Origin of the sequence: Paenibacillus sp. O199 (genome assembly GCF_001636635.1) — a bacterium.
Lineage (GTDB): Bacteria > Bacillota > Bacilli > Paenibacillales > Paenibacillaceae > Paenibacillus > Paenibacillus marchantiae.
This window is the reverse complement of the sequence record NZ_LGRP01000015.1, coordinates 15,382-34,622: the sequence shown is the minus strand read 5'-3', so window position 1 is coordinate 34,622 and position 19,241 is coordinate 15,382. Positions and strand designations below refer to the sequence as shown.

General features: G+C 50.1%; 15 protein-coding genes. 10 read left to right on the top strand and 5 right to left on the bottom strand.

Annotation, left to right across the window (positions count from 1 at the left end):
• Positions 1-24 precede the first annotated feature (24 nt).
• Complete coding sequence (locus A6049_RS20580) at positions 25-903, bottom strand: hypothetical protein (RefSeq protein ID WP_063566451.1); 879 nt, start codon at positions 901-903, stop codon at positions 25-27.
• 369 nt (positions 904-1,272) lie between these two features.
• Between A6049_RS20580 and ytxJ the strand changes: the two genes are divergently transcribed.
• The 8 genes from ytxJ to A6049_RS20545 all read left to right on the top strand — a co-directional run bounded on the left by ytxJ (position 1,273) and on the right by A6049_RS20545 (position 11,674).
• Positions 1,273-1,812 (top strand): bacillithiol system redox-active protein YtxJ, encoded by a 540-nt coding sequence (gene ytxJ, locus A6049_RS20575; RefSeq protein WP_161490620.1) that lies wholly within the window; start codon positions 1,273-1,275, stop codon positions 1,810-1,812.
• Positions 1,813-2,105: 293 nt separating this feature from the next.
• Positions 2,106-2,183, top strand: a complete 78-nt coding sequence (gene kdpF, locus A6049_RS32675) for a K(+)-transporting ATPase subunit F (protein ID WP_095206177.1) — start codon at positions 2,106-2,108, stop codon at positions 2,181-2,183.
• A gap of 63 nt (positions 2,184-2,246) precedes the next feature.
• Complete coding sequence (gene kdpA, locus A6049_RS20570; RefSeq protein WP_063566450.1) at positions 2,247-3,926, top strand: potassium-transporting ATPase subunit KdpA; 1,680 nt, start codon at positions 2,247-2,249, stop codon at positions 3,924-3,926.
• Positions 3,927-3,993: 67 nt separating this feature from the next.
• Positions 3,994-6,132 (top strand): potassium-transporting ATPase subunit KdpB, encoded by a 2,139-nt coding sequence (gene kdpB / locus A6049_RS20565; protein WP_240321502.1) that lies wholly within the window; start codon positions 3,994-3,996, stop codon positions 6,130-6,132.
• Positions 6,133-6,356: 224 nt separating this feature from the next.
• Positions 6,357-6,917, top strand: coding sequence for a potassium-transporting ATPase subunit KdpC (kdpC, locus tag A6049_RS20560; protein WP_063566449.1), 561 nt, complete (start codon positions 6,357-6,359; stop codon positions 6,915-6,917).
• A 128-nt stretch (positions 6,918-7,045) separates the two neighbouring features.
• A complete protein-coding gene (locus A6049_RS20555; RefSeq protein WP_063566448.1) occupies positions 7,046-9,385 on the top strand; it encodes a histidine kinase in 2,340 nt (779 codons plus the stop codon).
• 8 nt (positions 9,386-9,393) lie between these two features.
• Entirely contained in the window at positions 9,394-10,974 is a 1,581-nt protein-coding gene (locus A6049_RS20550) for an ATP-binding protein (RefSeq protein WP_231952808.1), read from the top strand.
• Between the two features lies 1 nt (position 10,975).
• A complete protein-coding gene (locus tag A6049_RS20545) occupies positions 10,976-11,674 on the top strand; it encodes a response regulator (RefSeq protein WP_063566447.1) in 699 nt (232 codons plus the stop codon).
• Between the two features lie 89 nt (positions 11,675-11,763).
• Here A6049_RS20545 and melA read toward each other — a convergent pair whose 3' ends face one another.
• Positions 11,764-13,065 (bottom strand): alpha-glucosidase/alpha-galactosidase, encoded by a 1,302-nt coding sequence (melA, locus tag A6049_RS20540; protein ID WP_063566446.1) that lies wholly within the window; start codon positions 13,063-13,065, stop codon positions 11,764-11,766.
• Positions 13,066-13,259: 194 nt separating this feature from the next.
• Between melA and A6049_RS20535 the strand changes: the two genes are divergently transcribed.
• The gene (locus A6049_RS20535) at positions 13,260-14,099 is read left to right on the top strand and encodes an AraC family transcriptional regulator (RefSeq protein WP_063566445.1); all 840 of its coding nucleotides are present in this window, start codon (positions 13,260-13,262) and stop codon (positions 14,097-14,099) included.
• A 111-nt stretch (positions 14,100-14,210) separates the two neighbouring features.
• On the opposite strand, the gene csaA is transcribed toward A6049_RS20535, so the two are convergent.
• Both csaA and udk read right to left on the bottom strand, forming a co-directional pair.
• Entirely contained in the window at positions 14,211-14,540 is a 330-nt protein-coding gene (gene csaA, locus A6049_RS20530; protein WP_063566444.1) for a chaperone CsaA, read from the bottom strand.
• A 176-nt stretch (positions 14,541-14,716) separates the two neighbouring features.
• A complete protein-coding gene (gene udk, locus A6049_RS20525; protein WP_063566443.1) occupies positions 14,717-15,349 on the bottom strand; it encodes a uridine kinase in 633 nt (210 codons plus the stop codon).
• Between the two features lie 305 nt (positions 15,350-15,654).
• Between udk and A6049_RS20520 the strand changes: the two genes are divergently transcribed.
• Complete coding sequence (locus A6049_RS20520) at positions 15,655-16,119, top strand: hypothetical protein (protein WP_063566442.1); 465 nt, start codon at positions 15,655-15,657, stop codon at positions 16,117-16,119.
• A gap of 103 nt (positions 16,120-16,222) precedes the next feature.
• Here A6049_RS20520 and A6049_RS20515 read toward each other — a convergent pair whose 3' ends face one another.
• The gene (locus tag A6049_RS20515) at positions 16,223-19,237 is read right to left on the bottom strand and encodes a DEAD/DEAH box helicase (RefSeq protein WP_063566524.1); all 3,015 of its coding nucleotides are present in this window, start codon (positions 19,235-19,237) and stop codon (positions 16,223-16,225) included.
• Positions 19,238-19,241 lie beyond the last annotated feature (4 nt).

The following is a 19,241-nucleotide window of genomic DNA, read 5'->3' as shown; positions in this document are numbered from 1 at the left end:
TGTGTATACTTGCTAATCTAAAAATTAGACTTCTTTCTGAATCTTGGAAGGATTGTTGATTTTGTAGGGAACAGGGTTCTTGGTCAGCTTTTTCTTGATAATCTTTGCTTCAAAAGTAAGCACATCGCCAACCTCAAGCTCCTGCTTCTTGATCGTGGCACTGTGGCTGGACCAGGCTTCGCCAACGTCAATAACTTCGGGCTCGGTGATCGTAAGAGCTTCATAGATAATGACTTCATCATCATTGTCGGAGAAATGGTTCGGCACGGTCGTAAATTCCTTCACAACAGCGGACATTTTCACTTTACCCTCCGGCAATTCAATCTTAAGCGATTTAGCTTTACCTGCGGTTTTTGCCTTTGGTTTAGCAGCACTGCTTGTTGCGTTAGCGGGTCCAACATACTCTTCCACCAGACCATCAGGGTCGCCTTTTAGCTCGGAGGAGGTATCATCGTTATCCGTGTCCACATCCAGTTCGGAATCAAAGTCACTCATACCGGATGGAATCTTATCCGAATAGGAAGCAGTAACAGGATCTTGTGCAGCATCAGAGCTAGGGAGCTCTTCTAAGTTGGTTGTAGCGACTGGTTCATTAGATTTGTCCTTTGCCGTACCCGCTCCAACCGGACTTTTTACATTATAGCTGGACGCCTGCATTTCTTTCAGATAAGACGGATGAATGCAGTGTTTCTGGTTATTGTCCAATTGAATGACTGCTGCCATATGATCGACAAAGCCAATGATGGTGCAAGGCATATTCAGCCCATTCCCTTTATAATAGAACGTTTTGACCTTCGTTGCTTTTTCCGAAAGCAAGCCCCATTCCTGGCACTTCTCAATCAACTCGTCTTCGTTCTCCAAAGCGGTATAATACTGCGGTTCGATCATAAAAGCATATGCCATAACGAATTTCCGCCTTTCCAATCATATCTTCATGTTCATCGTTGCCAAATTACACTCAGTGTATCACAAAAGTGGACTCTTCGATGAGGAATATAAAAGCGCCTGCGTAGGCGCCTATGGTATAATTTTGGTAGACAACGGGTGGCATTACCGTAATGAAGTCATAAACAAAAACCCACCGTTAAACAGGTTGACCGCCTGCGGTGGGATTTGCTCTGCATCTGAACAGACGTGCGCCGTGAGAGGATTTCACCTCTCCATATTGTCTATTCTTATGTTATCATAGCCATTTTATACAGGCAAATGAGTGACTGTTCCTACATTAAAATTAATATTTTTTTATGAATATCTTCAAGGAGGATGATCTCCATGGACAAAAAAGTGAATCCTCAAACTCTTTGGCTTGGGGTGGGTATTGCCATTGGAACGAGTATTGGCGTGGCAACAAACCAGATCGCTCTGGGGGTTGCCTTTGGTGTGGCAATGGGCGTCGTGGTTGGATCTGCCGTTAGCAAACGTGCAGGCTCGGGGCTGGATGATATGCTGAGTGAACATGTCAAGGAATTGTATAAGCAGGAGGAATGGGAAGAGGTACTTGAGCGGTCGCAGGATCATCCGGTGCTGCTTCTGAAACACAGTACAACTTGTCCAGTCAGTGCGAGAGCATACAGGGAGTTTATGGCCTTTGTGGGCTCGAATGCATCAGATCCCGCACAGAAGATGGAGTACCGAATCGTCAAAGTCATCGAAAGCCGCTCGCTTTCCCGCCGCATTGCGGAAGATACCGAGGTTCACCATGAATCGCCTCAAGTCCTGCTGCTGGACGGCGGCCAAGTTATTCAACATACGTCACACGGGAAAATTACCCGGAAGAGACTGCTGCAATGGGCCCAGAATCCGTTTGGATAAAGGGCACCCAACATACATAGACCCGCTTCCTTCAGCTAATCGCTGAGTGGAACGGGTCTTTTTTACGCTTTTTTTACACCCTGGAGGGTATTTCTTTACCCCCTTTTTACAGCGTTTCGTATTACGATTTCATATGTAGAAGGTTGCAAGAACGGTAGAGAGAGGGAGGGGAGCACATGGTGAATGATGCCACGATAATTGGGCTGGTTGTGCTGTTGTTTGTGGTGTTCTGGGGCTTTGTGAAATTTTGTGAGAAAGCATGAATGCATAGGGCATGAAAGGGGAGAAGCCGTATGATCGTCATCGGCATGATTGTGCTCGCACTGGTAGTCTATCTTTGTTACGTGCTAGTGAGGCCGGAGAAGTTCTGATGGTCGCTTGGGGCACGAAACCAGAAGCACTCGGATCGTCGATTTTAGGGAGGATATGCGGATATGAGTAGCGGTTTATTACAAGTGGCGGTGACGCTGCTGATCATCATACTACTGGTGAAGCCAGTAGGGAGTTATCTGGTGAAGGTGTTTGACGGCAAACGAACAGGACTGGATCGGATATTTGGCGGGCCTGAGCGATTGCTGTATCGATTGATGGGGGTGAAGGAGAACGAGTCGATGGGTTGGAAAAAGTACCTGTCAGCCGTGCTCATTTCGAACTTCATCATGCTTTTATTGATGTTTCTGGTGCTGCGGCTGCAAAAGTATTTACCACTCAACCCGGATGGCATCGGTAATATGCCTGCGGCACAGGCCTTTAATACAGCTGCATCGTTCATGACCAACACGAACTGGCAGTCTTACACGGGAGAGAACGCCCTGTCGTATCTGTCACAGATGCTGGCCGTGACGTTTCCAATGTTCACCTCAGCCGCGACCGGCTTCGCGGTCGCTATTGCCTTCATTCGCGGCCTGGTGGGCCGACGGGATGAACTGGGGAACTTCTACGTCGACGTGGTACGGTCGATTACGAGAATCTTTTTGCCACTGAGCTTCATTGTGGCGTTGTTCCTCGTATTCCAGGGTGTGCCGCAGACACTGGCGGGAGCGGTGAACGCAACCACACTGGACGGGGCACAGCAGACGATTAGCCGCGGGTTGGTCGCTTCGCTGGAGTCGATCAAACACTTGGGTACCAATGGTGGAGGTTGGTTCGGAACCAATGCAGCGCATCCATTTGAGAACCCAACGGCGTTATCGAATCTGGTGCATATCGTCTGCATGATGCTGCTTCCTACTGCGCTGGTTTACGCCTTCGGCATCATGGTGAACAACCGGAAGCAGGGCTGGACGCTGTTTGCGGCTATGAGTTTACTTTTCCTCGTGATGCTGACCACGGTATTTGTTTCGGAATATCGCGGTGTGCCAGCGCTGGATGCGGTGGGAATCCAAGGTAATATGGAAGGCAAGGAAGTCAGGTTTGGGGTATCCGAATCGGCGCTGTTCACAGCGGTGACTACAGCAGCCACAACCGGGTCGGTGAACAATATGCATGAGTCGCTTACCCCGCTTGGTGGCATGGTTGCACTGGCCGAGATGATGCTCAACAACGTATTCGGCGGTAAAGGGGTAGGTTTGCTCAACGGATTGCTCTATGTGATTCTGGCTGTGTTTATCTGTGGGCTGATGGTTGGGCGGACCCCTGAATTTCTTGGCAAAAAAATTGAGGGTAAGGAAGTGAAGCTCGCGTCTATCGCGCTGCTTGTTCATCCTTTGATTATTCTGGCTCCGACCGCGCTGGCGCTTATGCGTCCTGAGTCTGTCGCTTCAATTTCGAATTCAGGCATGCATGGTCTGACCGAAGTGTTATATGCCTTTGCATCCGGAGCTGCCAATAATGGATCGGCGTTTGCCGGACTGAATGCCAATACAGACTTTTACAACATCGCCATTGGTGTGGTAATGCTGCTTGGAAGATACATTTCCATGATCGCGATGCTCGCCATTGCCGGATCACTGGCCACCAAACGGGTTGTTCCCGTAACAACGGGTACATTGCGTACGCACACGCCTCTTTTTGCAGGTATTCTGGTGATGATGATTGTGGTAGTTGGGGCGTTGACGTTCTTCCCATCACTGGCGCTTGGACCGATTGCAGAACATTTGGCGATGATTCGATGATGAACGGTACAGTGATCGGATATGGGAATAGGAGCAAGGACGTAAAGTGCGGAGGTGGATTATCACAATGAATGTAGTAGAACGAAAGAAGGAGCAGACGGTGGAAGGATTAGACAGAGGCACGATCAGAACCCAGGGTAAAGGAACGAGAGGTACGGGCACGGATCCCGGTACGCCCAAAAGAAGCAAAACATTAAGTCGGGATATTCTGCTTCAGGCATCTCTGGATGCCTTCAAGAAGCTGAACCCGGTCGTCATGATCAAAAATCCGGTGATGTTTATCGTCGAAGTCGGCACACTCATCACATTGCTGTTATGTATCAATCCGGATCTATTTGTTGCATCCGAGGCAGGGCGAGGGTACAACATCGCGGTGTTTCTCATCCTGTTGTTCACGTTGCTGTTTGCCAACTTTGCTGAAGCACTGGCAGAGGGACGGGGTAAAGCTCAGGCAGATACGCTACGGAAGACGAAATCGGACACGACTGCAAAGCTGGTACAGAAAGACGGGACCATTAAGCAAGTGTCTTCGACCCAGTTGAAAAAAGGAGATATCGTCCGTGTAGAAGCAGGCGAACTGATTCCCACGGACGGTGAGATTATTGAAGGGCTGGCCTCTATCGACGAGTCCGCTATTACCGGGGAATCGGCTCCCGTAATCAAGGAGGCGGGCGGTGACTTTTCCTCCGTTACCGGAGGCACGCGGGTTACTTCTGACTATATCGTGATGCGTGTGCAGACCGATCCGGGGGAGTCGTTCCTCGACCGAATGATCTCACTCGTTGAAGGTGCACAGCGCCAGAAAACGCCGAATGAAATTGCGCTGACAACACTGCTCGCCGTGTTGACGCTGATATTTCTGATTGTCATCATGACCATGGTGCCAATGGCGAATTATTTGGGCATCCGGCTTGATCTGGCTACCCTTATCGCGTTGCTTGTCTGTCTGATTCCGACGACGATCGGCGGGTTGTTATCCGCGATTGGTATTGCCGGGATGGACCGTGTCACGCAGTTCAACGTACTCGCCATGTCGGGTAAAGCGGTGGAAGCGGCAGGGGATATTGATACGCTGATTCTGGACAAAACCGGAACAATTACGTACGGCAACCGCATGGCCTCGGAGTTTATTCCCGTTCAGGGCGTATCTGCACAAGAGATGACCCGGGCTGCGCTGCAAGCTTCCGTAGTGGATGAGACACCAGAGGGACGCTCGGTCGTCGAATTGGCTGGTAAGCAGGGGGAGAACTGGGCGGAGACAGAATATGCAGATGCAGAACATGTGAACTTCACCGCAGAGACCCGCATGTCGGGTCTGAATCTAAGCGGTGGGAAGCAGATTCGCAAAGGTGCGGTGGATGCAATCAAACGCCATATTTCCTCCCGTGGAGGACGGATACCCGGCGATTTGGACGATATAGCTAACCGAATTGCAAAGGCTGGGGGTACACCGCTTGCTGTTGCGATTGATGACCAGATTTATGGTGTGATCTATTTGAAAGATACGGTGAAGCCGGGGCTGAAAGAGAAGTTTGCAGAGATGCGAGCCATGGGCATCAAGACGATCATGTGTACAGGGGATAATCCCCTGACGGCGGCGACCATTGCGCTGGAAGCGGGCGTGGATGATTTTATTGCCGAGGCCAAGCCGGAAGACAAGATTAACGCGATCAAAAAAGAGCAGCAGGAGGGTAAGCTCGTCGCCATGACCGGCGACGGCACCAACGATGCTCCTGCTCTAGCGCAGGCCGATGTCGGCCTCGCGATGAATTCGGGCACCATGGCGGCCAAGGAAGCGGCCAACATGATCGATCTGGATTCCGACCCGACCAAGCTGTTGTCGGTGGTCTCCATTGGCAAGCAGCTGCTCATTACCCGCGGCGCACTGACGACCTTTTCGATATCCAATGATATTGCCAAGTATTTCGCCATCATTCCGGCCATGTTTATTCTAGCCATGCCGCAGCTTCAGGCACTCAATATTATGAATCTCGCTTCACCGCAGTCCGCAATTTTGTCAGCGCTGATCTTCAACGCCATCATTATCCCACTGCTAATCCCAATCGCCATGCGGGGTGTGAAATATCGGGCTATGTCCGCGGAGCGGCTGCTTGGACGGAATGTGTTCATCTATGGTGTGGGCGGTGTAATTGTTCCGTTTATCGGTATTAAGCTGATTGATCTGGTCCTGTCGGGGCTTATTTAACTAAGTATTTAAAAAGAAGCCTTGATTTACACGACAACGAAGAGTGCAGAACCAATCTGAAGAAACGAAGTGTTCGCCTTTATCCCCGGATTTTATCCCTTGGAAAAGGGAATCAAAAAAAATCTGGGGATAACAGCGATCGTAGGATGGTGCTGCAATCGGAGTGAACCAGTGTAACACGTATAGGTTGAGTTTTTACAATAACAAATCAGGATGTGATTCATATGAAACAGGTACTGCCCGCCATTCGGTTGTCTGTCGTACTTATGCTAATTTGCGGTATTATCTACCCGCTTGTTACAACCGGAGTGGCGCAGCTGCTCTTCTCAAATCAGGCGAACGGCAGTCTGATCACACAAGGCGGGAAAACCATCGGTTCGTCTCTGCTGGCGCAGGAAGTAAAATCGCCGGGGCTGTTCCAGCCCCGGGCATCGAACGCTAATTATGATGGAACCGCTTCGGCAGGTTCCAATCGCGCTGTGGCATCGGAGGCGTATATAGTTGAAATGAAGGAAAAGGTGGCTCAGCTCAAGCAAGAGAATCCGGGCTTGCAGCAAATTCCTGCAGATCTCGTGACAGGTTCCGGTTCCGGTCTTGACCCCGATCTGTCACCGGAAGCGGCAAAAGCACAGATTCCCCGGATTAGCCAGGCAACGGGCCTTGGTGAGCAAGAGCTTGCCAAGATCGTCGAGGAACATACACAAGGGCGACAGCTAGGCATTTTCGGTGAGCCGCGTGTGAATGTGACCGCTCTGAATCAAGCGTTGACGGCTGAGCTAAAATAACAGGCATCGTGTTGGGTAGATCCACGGGGAATACAACTTCCCTCGGTTGTTCGTATCAGGCCTTCTTCCGAGCTTCGGAAGGGGCTTTCTCCATTTTAAGTAAAGGTTATGTTGGGGGAGTGAACAGGATGGAAGACAGCTTCAAGCGGAAGTCCCCGGAAGACATCTTGAAGATGATCACGAAGCTGCAGCAGGGCACCTTGAAGATATATATCGGTCCGGTCAGCGGTTCGGGCAAAACGTATCATATGCTTAGGGAAGGAAACACATTACGCCATCAGGGGATCGATGTGGTTATCTGCGCTGTGTCTACCATGCAAAGACCGGAGACCGTGGAGCAGCTCGGCGAGTTGGAGCGGATTCCAAGCATTCACTGGTCTCGCTGGAAGGATGGCATGGAGATGAAGGACCTGAATCTGGATGCTCTGCTGGCACGTAATCCGGAGGTTGTGCTCGTTGATGGGCTTGCTCATAGAAACCGAAAAGGGGCGCGTCATGCAACCCGACTGGAAGACATTCAGTATTTGCTGCGACACAACATCAGTGTCATTACAACGGTGAATGTATATGAACTGGAGGGATATACGGAGCTTGCACGCCAGCTAACGGGAATTGCAGCAGAGCATACTGTACCTGCCGATACCCTTGAACTGGCCGATGAAGTGAAATTGATCGATGTAACCCCGGAAACCGTATTAAGCCGTCTTGCGGAGGGACACCTTCGGGGACATGAAGGTGAAGCGGTGTTTCGGCATGGCAATTTGGGCATTTTGCGTGAACTGGCTCTTCGACTTGTTGCGGAAGGGGTCAACGAATCACTGCGTGAGCACCGGGAAGAGATGGGAATTACGGTTACGACAGGCATCATGGAACGCATTTTGGTATCCACCCAATATCACTGGAACGGGTCCATCTATATTCGGCGCGGACAGCAGATTGCGAAGAGATTAAACGGGGATCTGCATGCCGTGACCTTTCGCAATATGAAGCAGCCGCTAACCAAGGAAGCTACTGTTTTTCGTCGCAACATGATCAAACTGGTGGAGAAGTTTGGAGGGCAGTTTGAGGAATTGCCTGTATTACACCGCCGTAACATTCCATCTACACTTGCACGCTACGCAGTCCAGCATCAGATTACCCGTATTGTTATGGGACACTCACGGCACAGTCGCTGGCAGGAGCTGTGGCGGGGATCATTTGTTAATTCCTTGCTGCGCAGAGTGCGGGGTGTCGATCTGTTTCTACTCGCCGATCGGGCACAGCATGAGGGCGAGCGGGTACTTCCGACCCGATTGCCGGATACAGAGACGCCAACATATCGCAGGTTAAGTGAGCAGGAGATGAAGGCACAGATTGGTCAGATTCGGCGTGGTAAGTTCAAGGTATACATCGGTGCTGCGCCAGGTGTGGGAAAAACCTATATGATGCTCCGGGAAGGCAATGATCTGCTCCGCAAAGGCATCGATGTACAGATTGGTCTGCTGGAGACACATAATCGGGCGGAGACGTTGGAACAGATCGGCCAGTTATCCATCATTCCACGAGAGCAGCGGGTGTACCAAGGGGTGAAGCTCGAGGAAATGGACACTGATGCCATTCTTCGTCTATGTCCTGAAGTGGTATTGGTGGATGAGCTCGCGCATACGAATGTCCCGGGAAGCTTGCGGCAAAAGCGTTACGAAGATGTGCAGATCCTGTTGGATGCAGGCATCTCTGTCATCACTACCGTGAATGTGCAGCATCTGGAAAGTCTGAACGATGCGGTGGAACATATTACGGGAATTCGAGTCCGAGAGACCGTGCCGGATCAGATTTTGCAAATGGCAGATGAGGTCCAACTTATCGATGTTGCCCCCCAAGCCTTGCGGCAACGCATGCGGGAGGGTAAAATCTATGCAGCAGCCAAGGTGGAACAAGCGCTTGGTCATTTTTTTCGCATTGGTAATCTGATTGCCTTACGGGAACTTGCCCTGCGGGAATTGGCCGATGATGTGGATGAACGCCTTGAATCACAGGAGCGCAAAAGTGCACTTCGCGGTCCCTGGCGCAGACAGGAGGCGGTCTTTGTCTGCGTAAGCAGTGATGAGCATGCGGAGCGGCTGATTCGCCGCGGATTTCGTACAGCCTACCGGTTAAAGGCGGTCTGGCATGTGCACCATGTTCATGTAGGTGAAGTCATGAGTGATGAAGTGAAATGCCAGTTGGAGGAGCTGGAACAGCTGACCGTTCGACTGGGCGGCAAATTTCATATTCATCATAGCCAGAGGCTAAGAGATGTGCCTGGTATTTTGGCGGGTAAAGCTTCTGAAGAAAAAGCAACGCAGTTGGTGGTTGGTCAAGCGAGACGAGTCTGGTGGCTGAACGGCTATCGTGGAAAGGGAACGGTGGTCAGCAGGCTGGTGCGGTTATCCAGACATATGGACGTATTGATCGTTGCGGACTACGATTATGATCTGAGCGGGATGTGAGATGTGCTGTGTCTGAACGAAATAAAGGGGAAGACTTCCGGCTGAAGCTGAACCGTGTTCCCAAATATATATGGGTAACCCTTGGAATCACATTGCTAACCATTCTGCTTCATGCGATAGGGATTAGTGATGACCTGGTTAACGTGGGGTTAATTTATCTTTTTCCGGTATTGGTCAGCGCTGTGTACTGGGGAATGGGTCCGGCCATATATGCAGCAAGTCTTAGCGTTGTTGCCTTTGACTTCTTTTTTGTTCCCCCGTTTCTCAGTTTTACGGTTGAAGATTTGCGATATATGTTTTCTTTTATAGTGTATTTGGCAGTGGCGGTATTAACGGCGAGTCTGGCGGGGCGCCTGCGGCAGCAGCTGGAGGTGGTAAAACAACGCGAGATTACGACGAATTCGCTATATGCTTTAAGCCGTCAGATGACGGCTGTTACAGATTTGCATACTCTACTCGGCAACATTGTGAGACAAGTGTCACTGACACTTGGGGCTCCGGCGGCAATATATCTCCCGAATGCTCAAGGCGAACTTCAGGTTACCTCCTCTTCGGAGGATTCGGATTCAATAGCCTGGGGTGAAGGGGAAGCTGAAGTCGCTATTGCCAAATGGGTGTATAAACATGGCGAAATTGCCGGACGCGGCTCCTCCAGCCTGCGGGAATCGTCTGGTCTGTATGTGCCGCTGCGTACAGAAGACCAGACACATGGGGTGCTTGCTGTGAATCTGGAATCCAGCGATCTTCAGGAGCAGCGGGAAGAGCTGCGTTTGCTGGAAGCGTGTGGCGGGCTGGCAGCAAGTGCCATTGCCCGTGTCAAGCTGGCTGAGGAAGCGAGACTCGCGCAAGTGACGGCTGAATCGGAACGAATTCGCACCGCTTTGCTGGACTCGGTGTCCCATGAGCTACGGACACCCCTTACGGCCATCATTGGTTCAGCGACAGGTTTGCTGGAGAATGATTCTCTTTTTACCCCGGAGGATCGAAAAGAACTGACAGGCAATATTCGGGATGGAGCGCTTCGCATGAACAGGCTGGTAACCAATTTGCTGGGCATGGTGAAGCTGGAGAGTGGCATGTTGCAGCTGCGCAGAAAATGGTGCGACGTGGGCGACATGATCGGCATTGTGCTAACCCAGGTTCAACAATTCATCCAGCACCGTCGCATTCGGGTTGAATTGCCCGATCAGCCGCCGTTTGTATCCGGGGATGAGGTTTTGCTGGAGCAGGTTCTGGTCAACGTCATCAGCAATGCCATCAAATATTCACCAGAGGACAGTGAAATCGTCATTACGGTGAAGGTGGATGAGCGGCATGGACGAATGACTATTGTGGTGGCTGATTCGGGTGTTGGGATTCCGGAAGCAGAGCGCGAGCGGGTGTTTGAGAAGTTTTATCGATCCGAATCGTCACGGCATGTGACAGGTACGGGACTTGGGCTTGCCATCTGTAGAGGAATCGTCGAAGTTCACGGAGGTACGATTACCGCAGAACCGAATCCGGGAGGCGGGACGCGGGTATGCATCTGTTTGCCCACAGAGGAACCCGAAGCATCATTCCCGTATATGGGACAAGGAGAGGAAGAATGACATGACGGCACCGCAAGGCGCGCGTATATTAATTGTGGATGATGAACCACAAATCCGTAAACTGCTGAAGGTTACGCTTCAGGCGCATCAATTTGAGATTCACGAATGCGCCAACGGCGAAGAAGCGGTCCTTCAGGCGAGCATTGTACATCCTGATCTGATCGTGCTTGATCTGGGCTTGCCTGGTATGTCCGGAATGGATGTACTTCAGCGGATTCGGGAATGGTCGCAGGTACCAGTCATTGTACTGACTGCAAAGGATCGCGAAGAGGATAAAATTGCTGCACTTGATGGCGGGGCGGATGATTATGTCACCAAACCGTTTGGCATGGGGGAGCTCGTTGCCCGTATTCGGGTTGCCCTTCGCCATGTGGCTAAAACTACGGATGAGCCGGTATTGCGTTTTGGTCCGCTCACCATTGATTTGGCCCAGAGACAGGTCGATTTGGACGGGTCACCCGTAAAATTAACACCAACTGAGTATGAAATGCTGAAAGTGCTCGCAACCCATGCAGGCAAAATTATTACCCAACGCCAGCTGCTGCAACAGGTGTGGGGAGGGCATCATCATGAGTCGGACAGCCATTACTTGCGGGTATATGTCGGACATCTGCGCAAAAAATTGCAGGAAGATCCCACGCGTCCACGTTTTATTCAGACCGAGCCGGGAATCGGCTATCGTTTTCTGCTTCAGGATTAGGCTAGGAAACAAGATGAAAGCTCAAAAAAGCACCAGCCCCTCCCTGCTGAGAGGAGACTAGTGCTTCTGAATTGCAAACAATGAACTTCTTATGACGTGTACTTCGGCAACCAGTCGCCATGAGCTTCGATCAGTTCATCACACATGGAGACGATATCATCGATGGACAGCTCGGCAGCTGTATGCGGGTCAAGCATTGCGGCATGATAGATGTGCTCTCTTTTGCCCGTAATCGCCGCTTCAATGGTCAACAGCTGGGTGTTAATATTCGTACGGTTCAATGCCGCAAGCTGCGGAGGCAGGTCCCCGATATACGTCGGGCTGATACCTGATCCATCAACAAGACAAGGCACCTCAACACAGGCTTCACGAGGCAGGTTGGTGATCAGTCCGTTATTCATGACATTACCGCCGATTTTGTAAGGGCGATCCGTCTCCATAGCTTCCATAATATGCGAAGCGTATTCGCGGCTGCGCGTATGTTCAATATTTTCGCTGGATAACAGCTTCTCACGCATTTCTTTCCAGCCTTCAATCTGGTTCACGCAGCGGCGCGGATACTCATCCAGCGGAATGTTGAAGCGTTCGATCAGCTCCGGGTAGTTTCGTTTGATAAAATAAGGATGGTACTCGGCATTATGCTCGGAGGACTCGGTTACATAGTATCCAAAACGCTGCATCAGCTCATAACGCACCATGTCATCATGCTGCTCTTTCTGCTTTTCCTTCGCCAGACGTTTAATCTCTGGATACAAATCTTCACCATCCCGTGTCACTTCCAGCAGCCAGGCCATATGGTTGATACCCGCAACTTTCGCGACCACACCCGTCTGATCAATCCCCAGTGCATCAAACAGATGCGGTACACACACCTGTACACTGTGACACAGACCTACGGTTTTGATTCCGCCATGCACGTTCATGACATTCGTTAGTACCGCCATCGGGTTGGTGTAGTTCAGGAACCACGCATCAGGACACACTTCCTGCATATCCCGTGCAAAATCGAGCATCACCGGAATCGTCCGCAAATTACGGAAAATCCCGCCAATCCCGAGCGTATCGGCAATCGTCTGACGCAATCCATATTTCTTCGGAATCTCAAAATCCGTAATGGTACACGGATCATAACCGCCCACCTGAATGGCGTTAATCACATATTTGGCTCCGCGCAGTGCTTCCTTGCGGTCGGTATAAGCTTTGATGGCACATTGGCTTCCGAGCGAACGGGCCATACTGGTAAGCAAACGCTCTGAGTCGCTTAGGCGTTCAGCATCAATATCGAACAACGCCAGCTCAAAATCCTGAAGTGCTTCGGTCATCATAACGTCACCCAATACATTTTTGACAAAAACGGTGCTTCCCGCACCGAGGAACGTAATTTTGTTCATCTCAAGTTCAGCCTCCCTGAATAAATGGTGTACCTCCAATATAGGCGGATCGGGCTTATATAACTATGGCTCAACCTCTCTGAAACATGGCATAATCCCATTTTTGGATTCGCTTACAGCTAATAATTCATCTATTTACCTGTTATAATTTTAGTGAAGAGATTGCCTGTTGTGGTGAACGGAGGGAGTGTGGAATGTTGAAATTAATCGAAACGAACGTGGTTCCTATGGATTTGACGCAGATGGAATTGGTACTGTTATTTTTCGGTTGGCAGGCATGTGATCCGTCGCATTATTGGGGGCCGGGTGTTCGGGATGCCTACATTGTTCATTACATTCATGAAGGACAGGGCACTGTGTTTATGGCGGATCAACAATACGAGCTTACACAGGGTCAAGGCTTTGTCATTCTTCCGGATACACTTATTCATTATGAAGCAGATGCGAAGCAGCCATGGACTTATTCATGGTTCGGGTTCAAAGGTGTTCATGCCAAGGCATTCATGCAGCGGGCGCACATCAGTCCGGAACATCCTGTATTTGAGGCTAGAGATCGAGACACATTTGCTCGTCTTTATACGGAGATGGTTCAAGCATCAACACGTACCGGGGGAGATGTGTTCAACCAGAGCCTGCTGTACCGGCTGATCGCCGAATTGATTGCATCTTCTCCTGCAGAAGAGCAGCTGCAACGGCCACTGTCCACTAAAGAGGAATACATCAGGCAGGCCGTTCAATTTATGGAGAACAGGTATAGTCAGAGAACTTCAATTCTAGATATTGCCCGAGCCGTAGGTTTGGATCGCACATATCTGTCAGGGCTTTTTAAGGAGAGGTACGGCAAGTCATTACAGGCTTTCTTTCTCGAATACCGGATGAATCGTGCAGCTGAACTGCTGCAGCATTCAGCCCTGTCGGTTAGTGAAGTGGCCCACTCTGTGGGGTATACAGATCCATTACTATTTTCCAAGATGTTTAAGCGAGTGACGGGTGTGTCTCCAAAAGGGTCGAGAAGCATGGAACAGGGAGATTAGTCTTCATTATGTTGTGAACCTCAAAAAATGCAAAAAAAAAGGCCGCGAATCCGAAGATTCATAGCCTTATACTTTAAGGTGAAAAGACAGGAATAGCGATATGATAAAAAATCAGGCAATCGGTGTTCCGTTCGGTAATGTCTGGTCGGGGGTTAACAATACAACATCACCTTCATCAGGCACGCCGCCAAGCACCAGTACTTCGGATACAAAACCTGCAATTCGGCGCGGTGGGAAATTGACTACAGCAATAACCTGCTTACCTACCATCATGTCAGGGGTATAACGTTTCGTAATTTGGGCGCTCGAACGTTTAAGGCCAAGTGGGCCGAAATCGATGGTCATTTTAATGGCAGGCATGCGAGCCTTTGGAAAAGGTTCGGCTTCTACCACTGTACCAACGCGGATATCATGCTGTATAAACTCTTCAAAAGTAGCCATGTTGTGATGTCTCCTTTCAGCTATGGAGTCCATTATAAAATAGAAATACCCAAAAAATCCAGATTGCGCTAATCGCAACCTGGATTTTAGTGGTGATATTGTATGAGCGATGCCCGTTTTTGTCTCACTCAGACGTGAGCAGGGCATAACGCCTAATGCAGCAAAATCATGTTAAATTATGCGCCATTCCACTTTTCACCGGTCAGATATTTCTCAGTCAGGATGGATAACATCTGAATGCCGACTTCATTATGTCCACCTTCGGGAATGATGATGTCTGCATACTTTTTGGAAGGCTCGATAAAAGCATCATGCATCGGTTTGACGGTTTCGAGATATTGTTTGTACACGGATTGAATCGTACGGCCGCGTTCTTCCATATCCCGCAGTACTCTGCGCAGAATACGTACGTCGGAATCCGTATCAACAAATACCTTGATATCCAGAAGGGCACGCAGATGTTCATCGATCAGGACATGCAGTCCTTCCACAATAACGATATGGTTCGGTGCCAGTTCAACCGTTTCATCAGCGGCACGGTTATCTATGGTGAAGTCATATACGGGAGCATATGCCGTTTGTCCTTGTTTTAACAGGGTAAGATGCTCAATTAACAGATCATTATCGAATGCAAACGGATGATCGTAATTGGTGAGTCGACGTTGCTCAGGGGTGAGCTGCGACTGGTCTTTGTAATAGTTGTCTTGGGATATGAAAGTCACTTTTCCTGATCCAAGACGGTCTATGACGGAGCGAGCTACCGTCGTTTTACCGGAGCCGGTTCCTCCGGCGATACCAATAATGAGCATGATTGTTCCATAAACCTCCCTAGAATGGCAGCATGGTCATGGATAAATATGAATGAATCGGGATAGATTCAAGTCCTTACCCACATGTCTGTCTGTGAATGCACAATTCCTCTATTGTAGCACAGCAACTCACTTTTTTCATCTTAGGGAATTACCACATTTTTCTGTAGAACTACCCATCAATCTGTATCAATTTAGTCTCAACTTAGCAATTATAGGTTGTAGGATCTAGGACCTTCGATATATGATGTCGAAAGATGCCAGTTAATGGGGGGTATCTACAAATATAAAGGGAGGTGTACGTTATGAAAAAATCAAGCAAAGTCATTTCTTCCACAGTTATTGCTGCCATCGCAGCTGTATCCGTTGTAACTTCTGCTTCTGCAGCAAGTGTATCTACGGTAAATCCGGTGGGGTCTTCAGCTATTGATCTGAGCAGCATGGATATCGAAACAGCTTTGATGATGGTTCAGCAAGAACGCACGAAATTGCTGGATATCCAATTACAGGCACAAATTCAAGAAGTTCAAAATCGAAATCAAGCGATTGCAGAGCTGAACGTACAATTGCAGGCAGCTAATCAGAATGGGGATACTGCCCAAGCTCAAAAACTGAAAGGCCAAATCGATGCGTTGAGCAACTCACAACAAATGGATATGCTGCGTTTGCAGTCTTTGTCCAACAAACGCAATGAAGCCTTTGATGTGATGACTAACTTCATCAAGAAAATGCAGGATTCAAGATCGTCTATCATCGGAAACATGCGCTAGGAATGTAAAAAAAGAGCGAAGACGGAATGCATTTCCGACACTTCGCTCTTTTTGTATTCTACTATTTACAAGGTTGCGTATGTCGCATCAACTTAGTCTGGAGTTAACCCGACCAGTCGCGGCGCCGGGTGAACAGATCCTTCAGCTCATCCGTCGACAGCTCGGTAATCCAGTTTTCAGAGCTGGTGATAATATTGTCGCTGAGCTGCTGTTTACTCTCCAGCATCTCGTCAATGCGTTCTTCAAGTGTGCCCAGCGAGATGAACTTGTGTACCTGAACATCCTTCGTCTGTCCCATCCGATAGGCGCGGTCTGTAGCCTGATTTTCTACGGCAGGGTTCCACCAGCGGTCAAAGTGGAATACATGATTCGCTGCGGTCAGGTTCAAGCCCACGCCGCCTGCTTTGATGGATAGAATAAAGACCGACGGCTGCTCTGCCGCAGGCAACGTCCGGGACTGGAACTCATCAATCATGCGATCCCTTCCTGTCTTGGACGTACCCCCATGCAGATATAGCACAGGTTCCTGCAACTCCTGTCTCAATACTTGTTGCAGCATCTGTCCCATGCCGATGTATTGTGTGAAAATCAGGCACCGTTCGCCCTCATCCCGTAGTTCGCGGACCAGTTCCATCAGTCGTTCCAGCTTCGCGGAGCGACTGATCAGCATGGCCATATCCTGCGGACTGTACAGGTCATACTCTGTTACAGAGCCTTCCGAGGAGATCGTTTCCGGCAAGGCTTCTTTGGTCAGCAGCAGGGGATGATCACACAACTGCTTGAGCTGGGTTAAGGCAGACAGAATCGCACCTTTGCGCTTGATGCCTTCCAGCTCTTTCATTTTGTCCATCAGTTCCTGAACGGACTGGTCATACAGTGCACTTTGCTCACCCGTAAGGTGAATGTAGGTTTTCATCTCATTTTTGTCCGGCAGATCGAGTTGAATATTCGGATCTTTCTTCTTGCGGCGCAGCATGAATGGCTTCACGAGCTGCTGCAAATCTTGCATGCGTTGCTCGTCCTTATCCTTCTCGATCGCACTGATAAAGCGAGTCTGAAATGCCCGCGCGCTGCCCAAATAGCCTGGATTAATAAAATCATAGATGGACCACAGCTCGGACAGCCGATTTTCAATCGGCGTACCAGTCAGTGCAATACGGTGTTTTGCCGGGAAGCTGCGTACTGCCATGGACTGCTTCGTTTGGGCATTTTTAATATTTTGCGCCTCATCCAGACAGATGGATGCCCACGTATATGACTGCAACATCTCTTGATCCAGAGTAGCTGTTGCATAGGAGGTAATGATGATATCTACCTGTTCAGTCTGTTCCCGGAACTCTTCTCCGCTCAGTCTTCGTGCCCCGTAATGCAAACTGACGTTAATTGAAGGCGCGAAGCGGCTGATTTCTTTTTGCCAGTTTCCCAATACGGAAGTGGGGCAGACGAGAAGGGCCGGGGCCTGCCCAGGCAAGCGCTGCTCATGCTCTTTGAGATGAAGTAAATACGTAATGAACTGTATCGTTTTTCCCAGTCCCATGTCATCCGCAAGACAAGCCCCGAGACCGAATCTACGCAGGAATCCAAGCCATGCGAAACCTTCTTTTTGATAAGAACGCAGCTCAGCATGCAATCCTTCCGGAATAGGCAGGGAAGGAGCGCCGCCTTGCCCGCCGCCAAGCTGTGCAATTACCCGGTTCAGGTGTTCGTTCAGTTCCACCTCAAGTCGAATGTTCTCGTTGGATTGTGGCTGTTCTTCTTCCTCATCCTGTCCTTCTTTGCGTTTCTGGTTACGATATTCGCGTTGCTCATTATGCAGCAGATGCAGGTGCAAAATATCCTGAAACGATAGCCCCTGTTCCTGATCCACACCGCCCATGGCCCTACGAATCTGCTCAAGCAAGGCCGGATCGAGGGGAACCCATTCTCCACGGAAGCGGACCAGCCGCTCATTACGGGCCACGAGATCAGCGAATTCTTCCTCGCTGAGATCCGTATCCCCAATCGCAATACGCCAGTCAAAATGAATGATCGAGTCCAGTCCAAAGAACGACTGTCCCCGTTCACTGCCTTCCTCCGGTTTCACCTTGGCACGCAGCTTGGGTTTCTTCTTGCGTGCAGCTTCCCACCAACCCGGAAGCAGCACTTGCCAGCCAGCTTCGAGTAGTCGTCCGCTGTCTTGCGTCAGGAACAGCCAAGCATCCTGATCTCCCAATGGATCACTGAGCACATCCCGACTGCCACTGATAGCGCGGCGAATTCGGGGCAGATGTGCACGCAGCTGCTCCAGCCATCCTGCCGAACGATCAAGGATGAACGGCGTCCACACGTCAGGCCATTCACCTTCCAACCGGCCACGTGAATCCAGCCTCACGGGAACGAGTACGGCTGCATCCAGTTTGTTCTGCAATACCAGCCGTAGCCGCCAAGCCGGTTCATCATCTTCCGGCTCCAGCAATTGCAGGAGTGGACGGAATGGGGCTGCGTCTGCTTTCCAGCCGATGGACACCAGCCAGGATTGGGCATCCATGCCGGCTGTTTGCGGAGCTGTTCCGCTTTGTGGAAACAACTGCGGGAATTCTCGCCGCAGATCGGTGGCCGCTTCCTCCGTACTGTACCATCGCTGGAACACGGAAGCGGAAAAGGCAGCACTCAGCCCTTCGGCGTAGCTCTCATCCGTTTGTTCCAGAGCTTTGCCAAGAGTGGTGCGATCCTGCTTTTTCAAGCTGTCCGGGTCCCAGGTCCATTGCAGTTGTCCGGTACGAAATGCGGTGAAGCTAGGGATGTATTTACGATTCTCAATCGATGCTGCGAGTACCGGGGCCAGCCGGATCAAATGCTCTGCCTGCTCGTCCCATTTCCATTCTATGTGTAGAAGGGTGTTCATTTCGCTGAAGAAAGGAATCACTTCTTCCGCAGGCAGTACGACCAGTTCAATTTCTTCGATCTGTCTTGTTTCAAGTTCTGTACCGTAGAAAGAAGGGGCATGCCAAGCAAATAATCGCTGCTTGAGCGATTGTCCCGATACAAAGTGATGGGTGTTCAGCGCTCCATAGAACAAGGCGTCCCCGTATCCTGTCAATGCAACATGGACCTCAATTGTTTCGGTGTAAGGGTGCATTAGG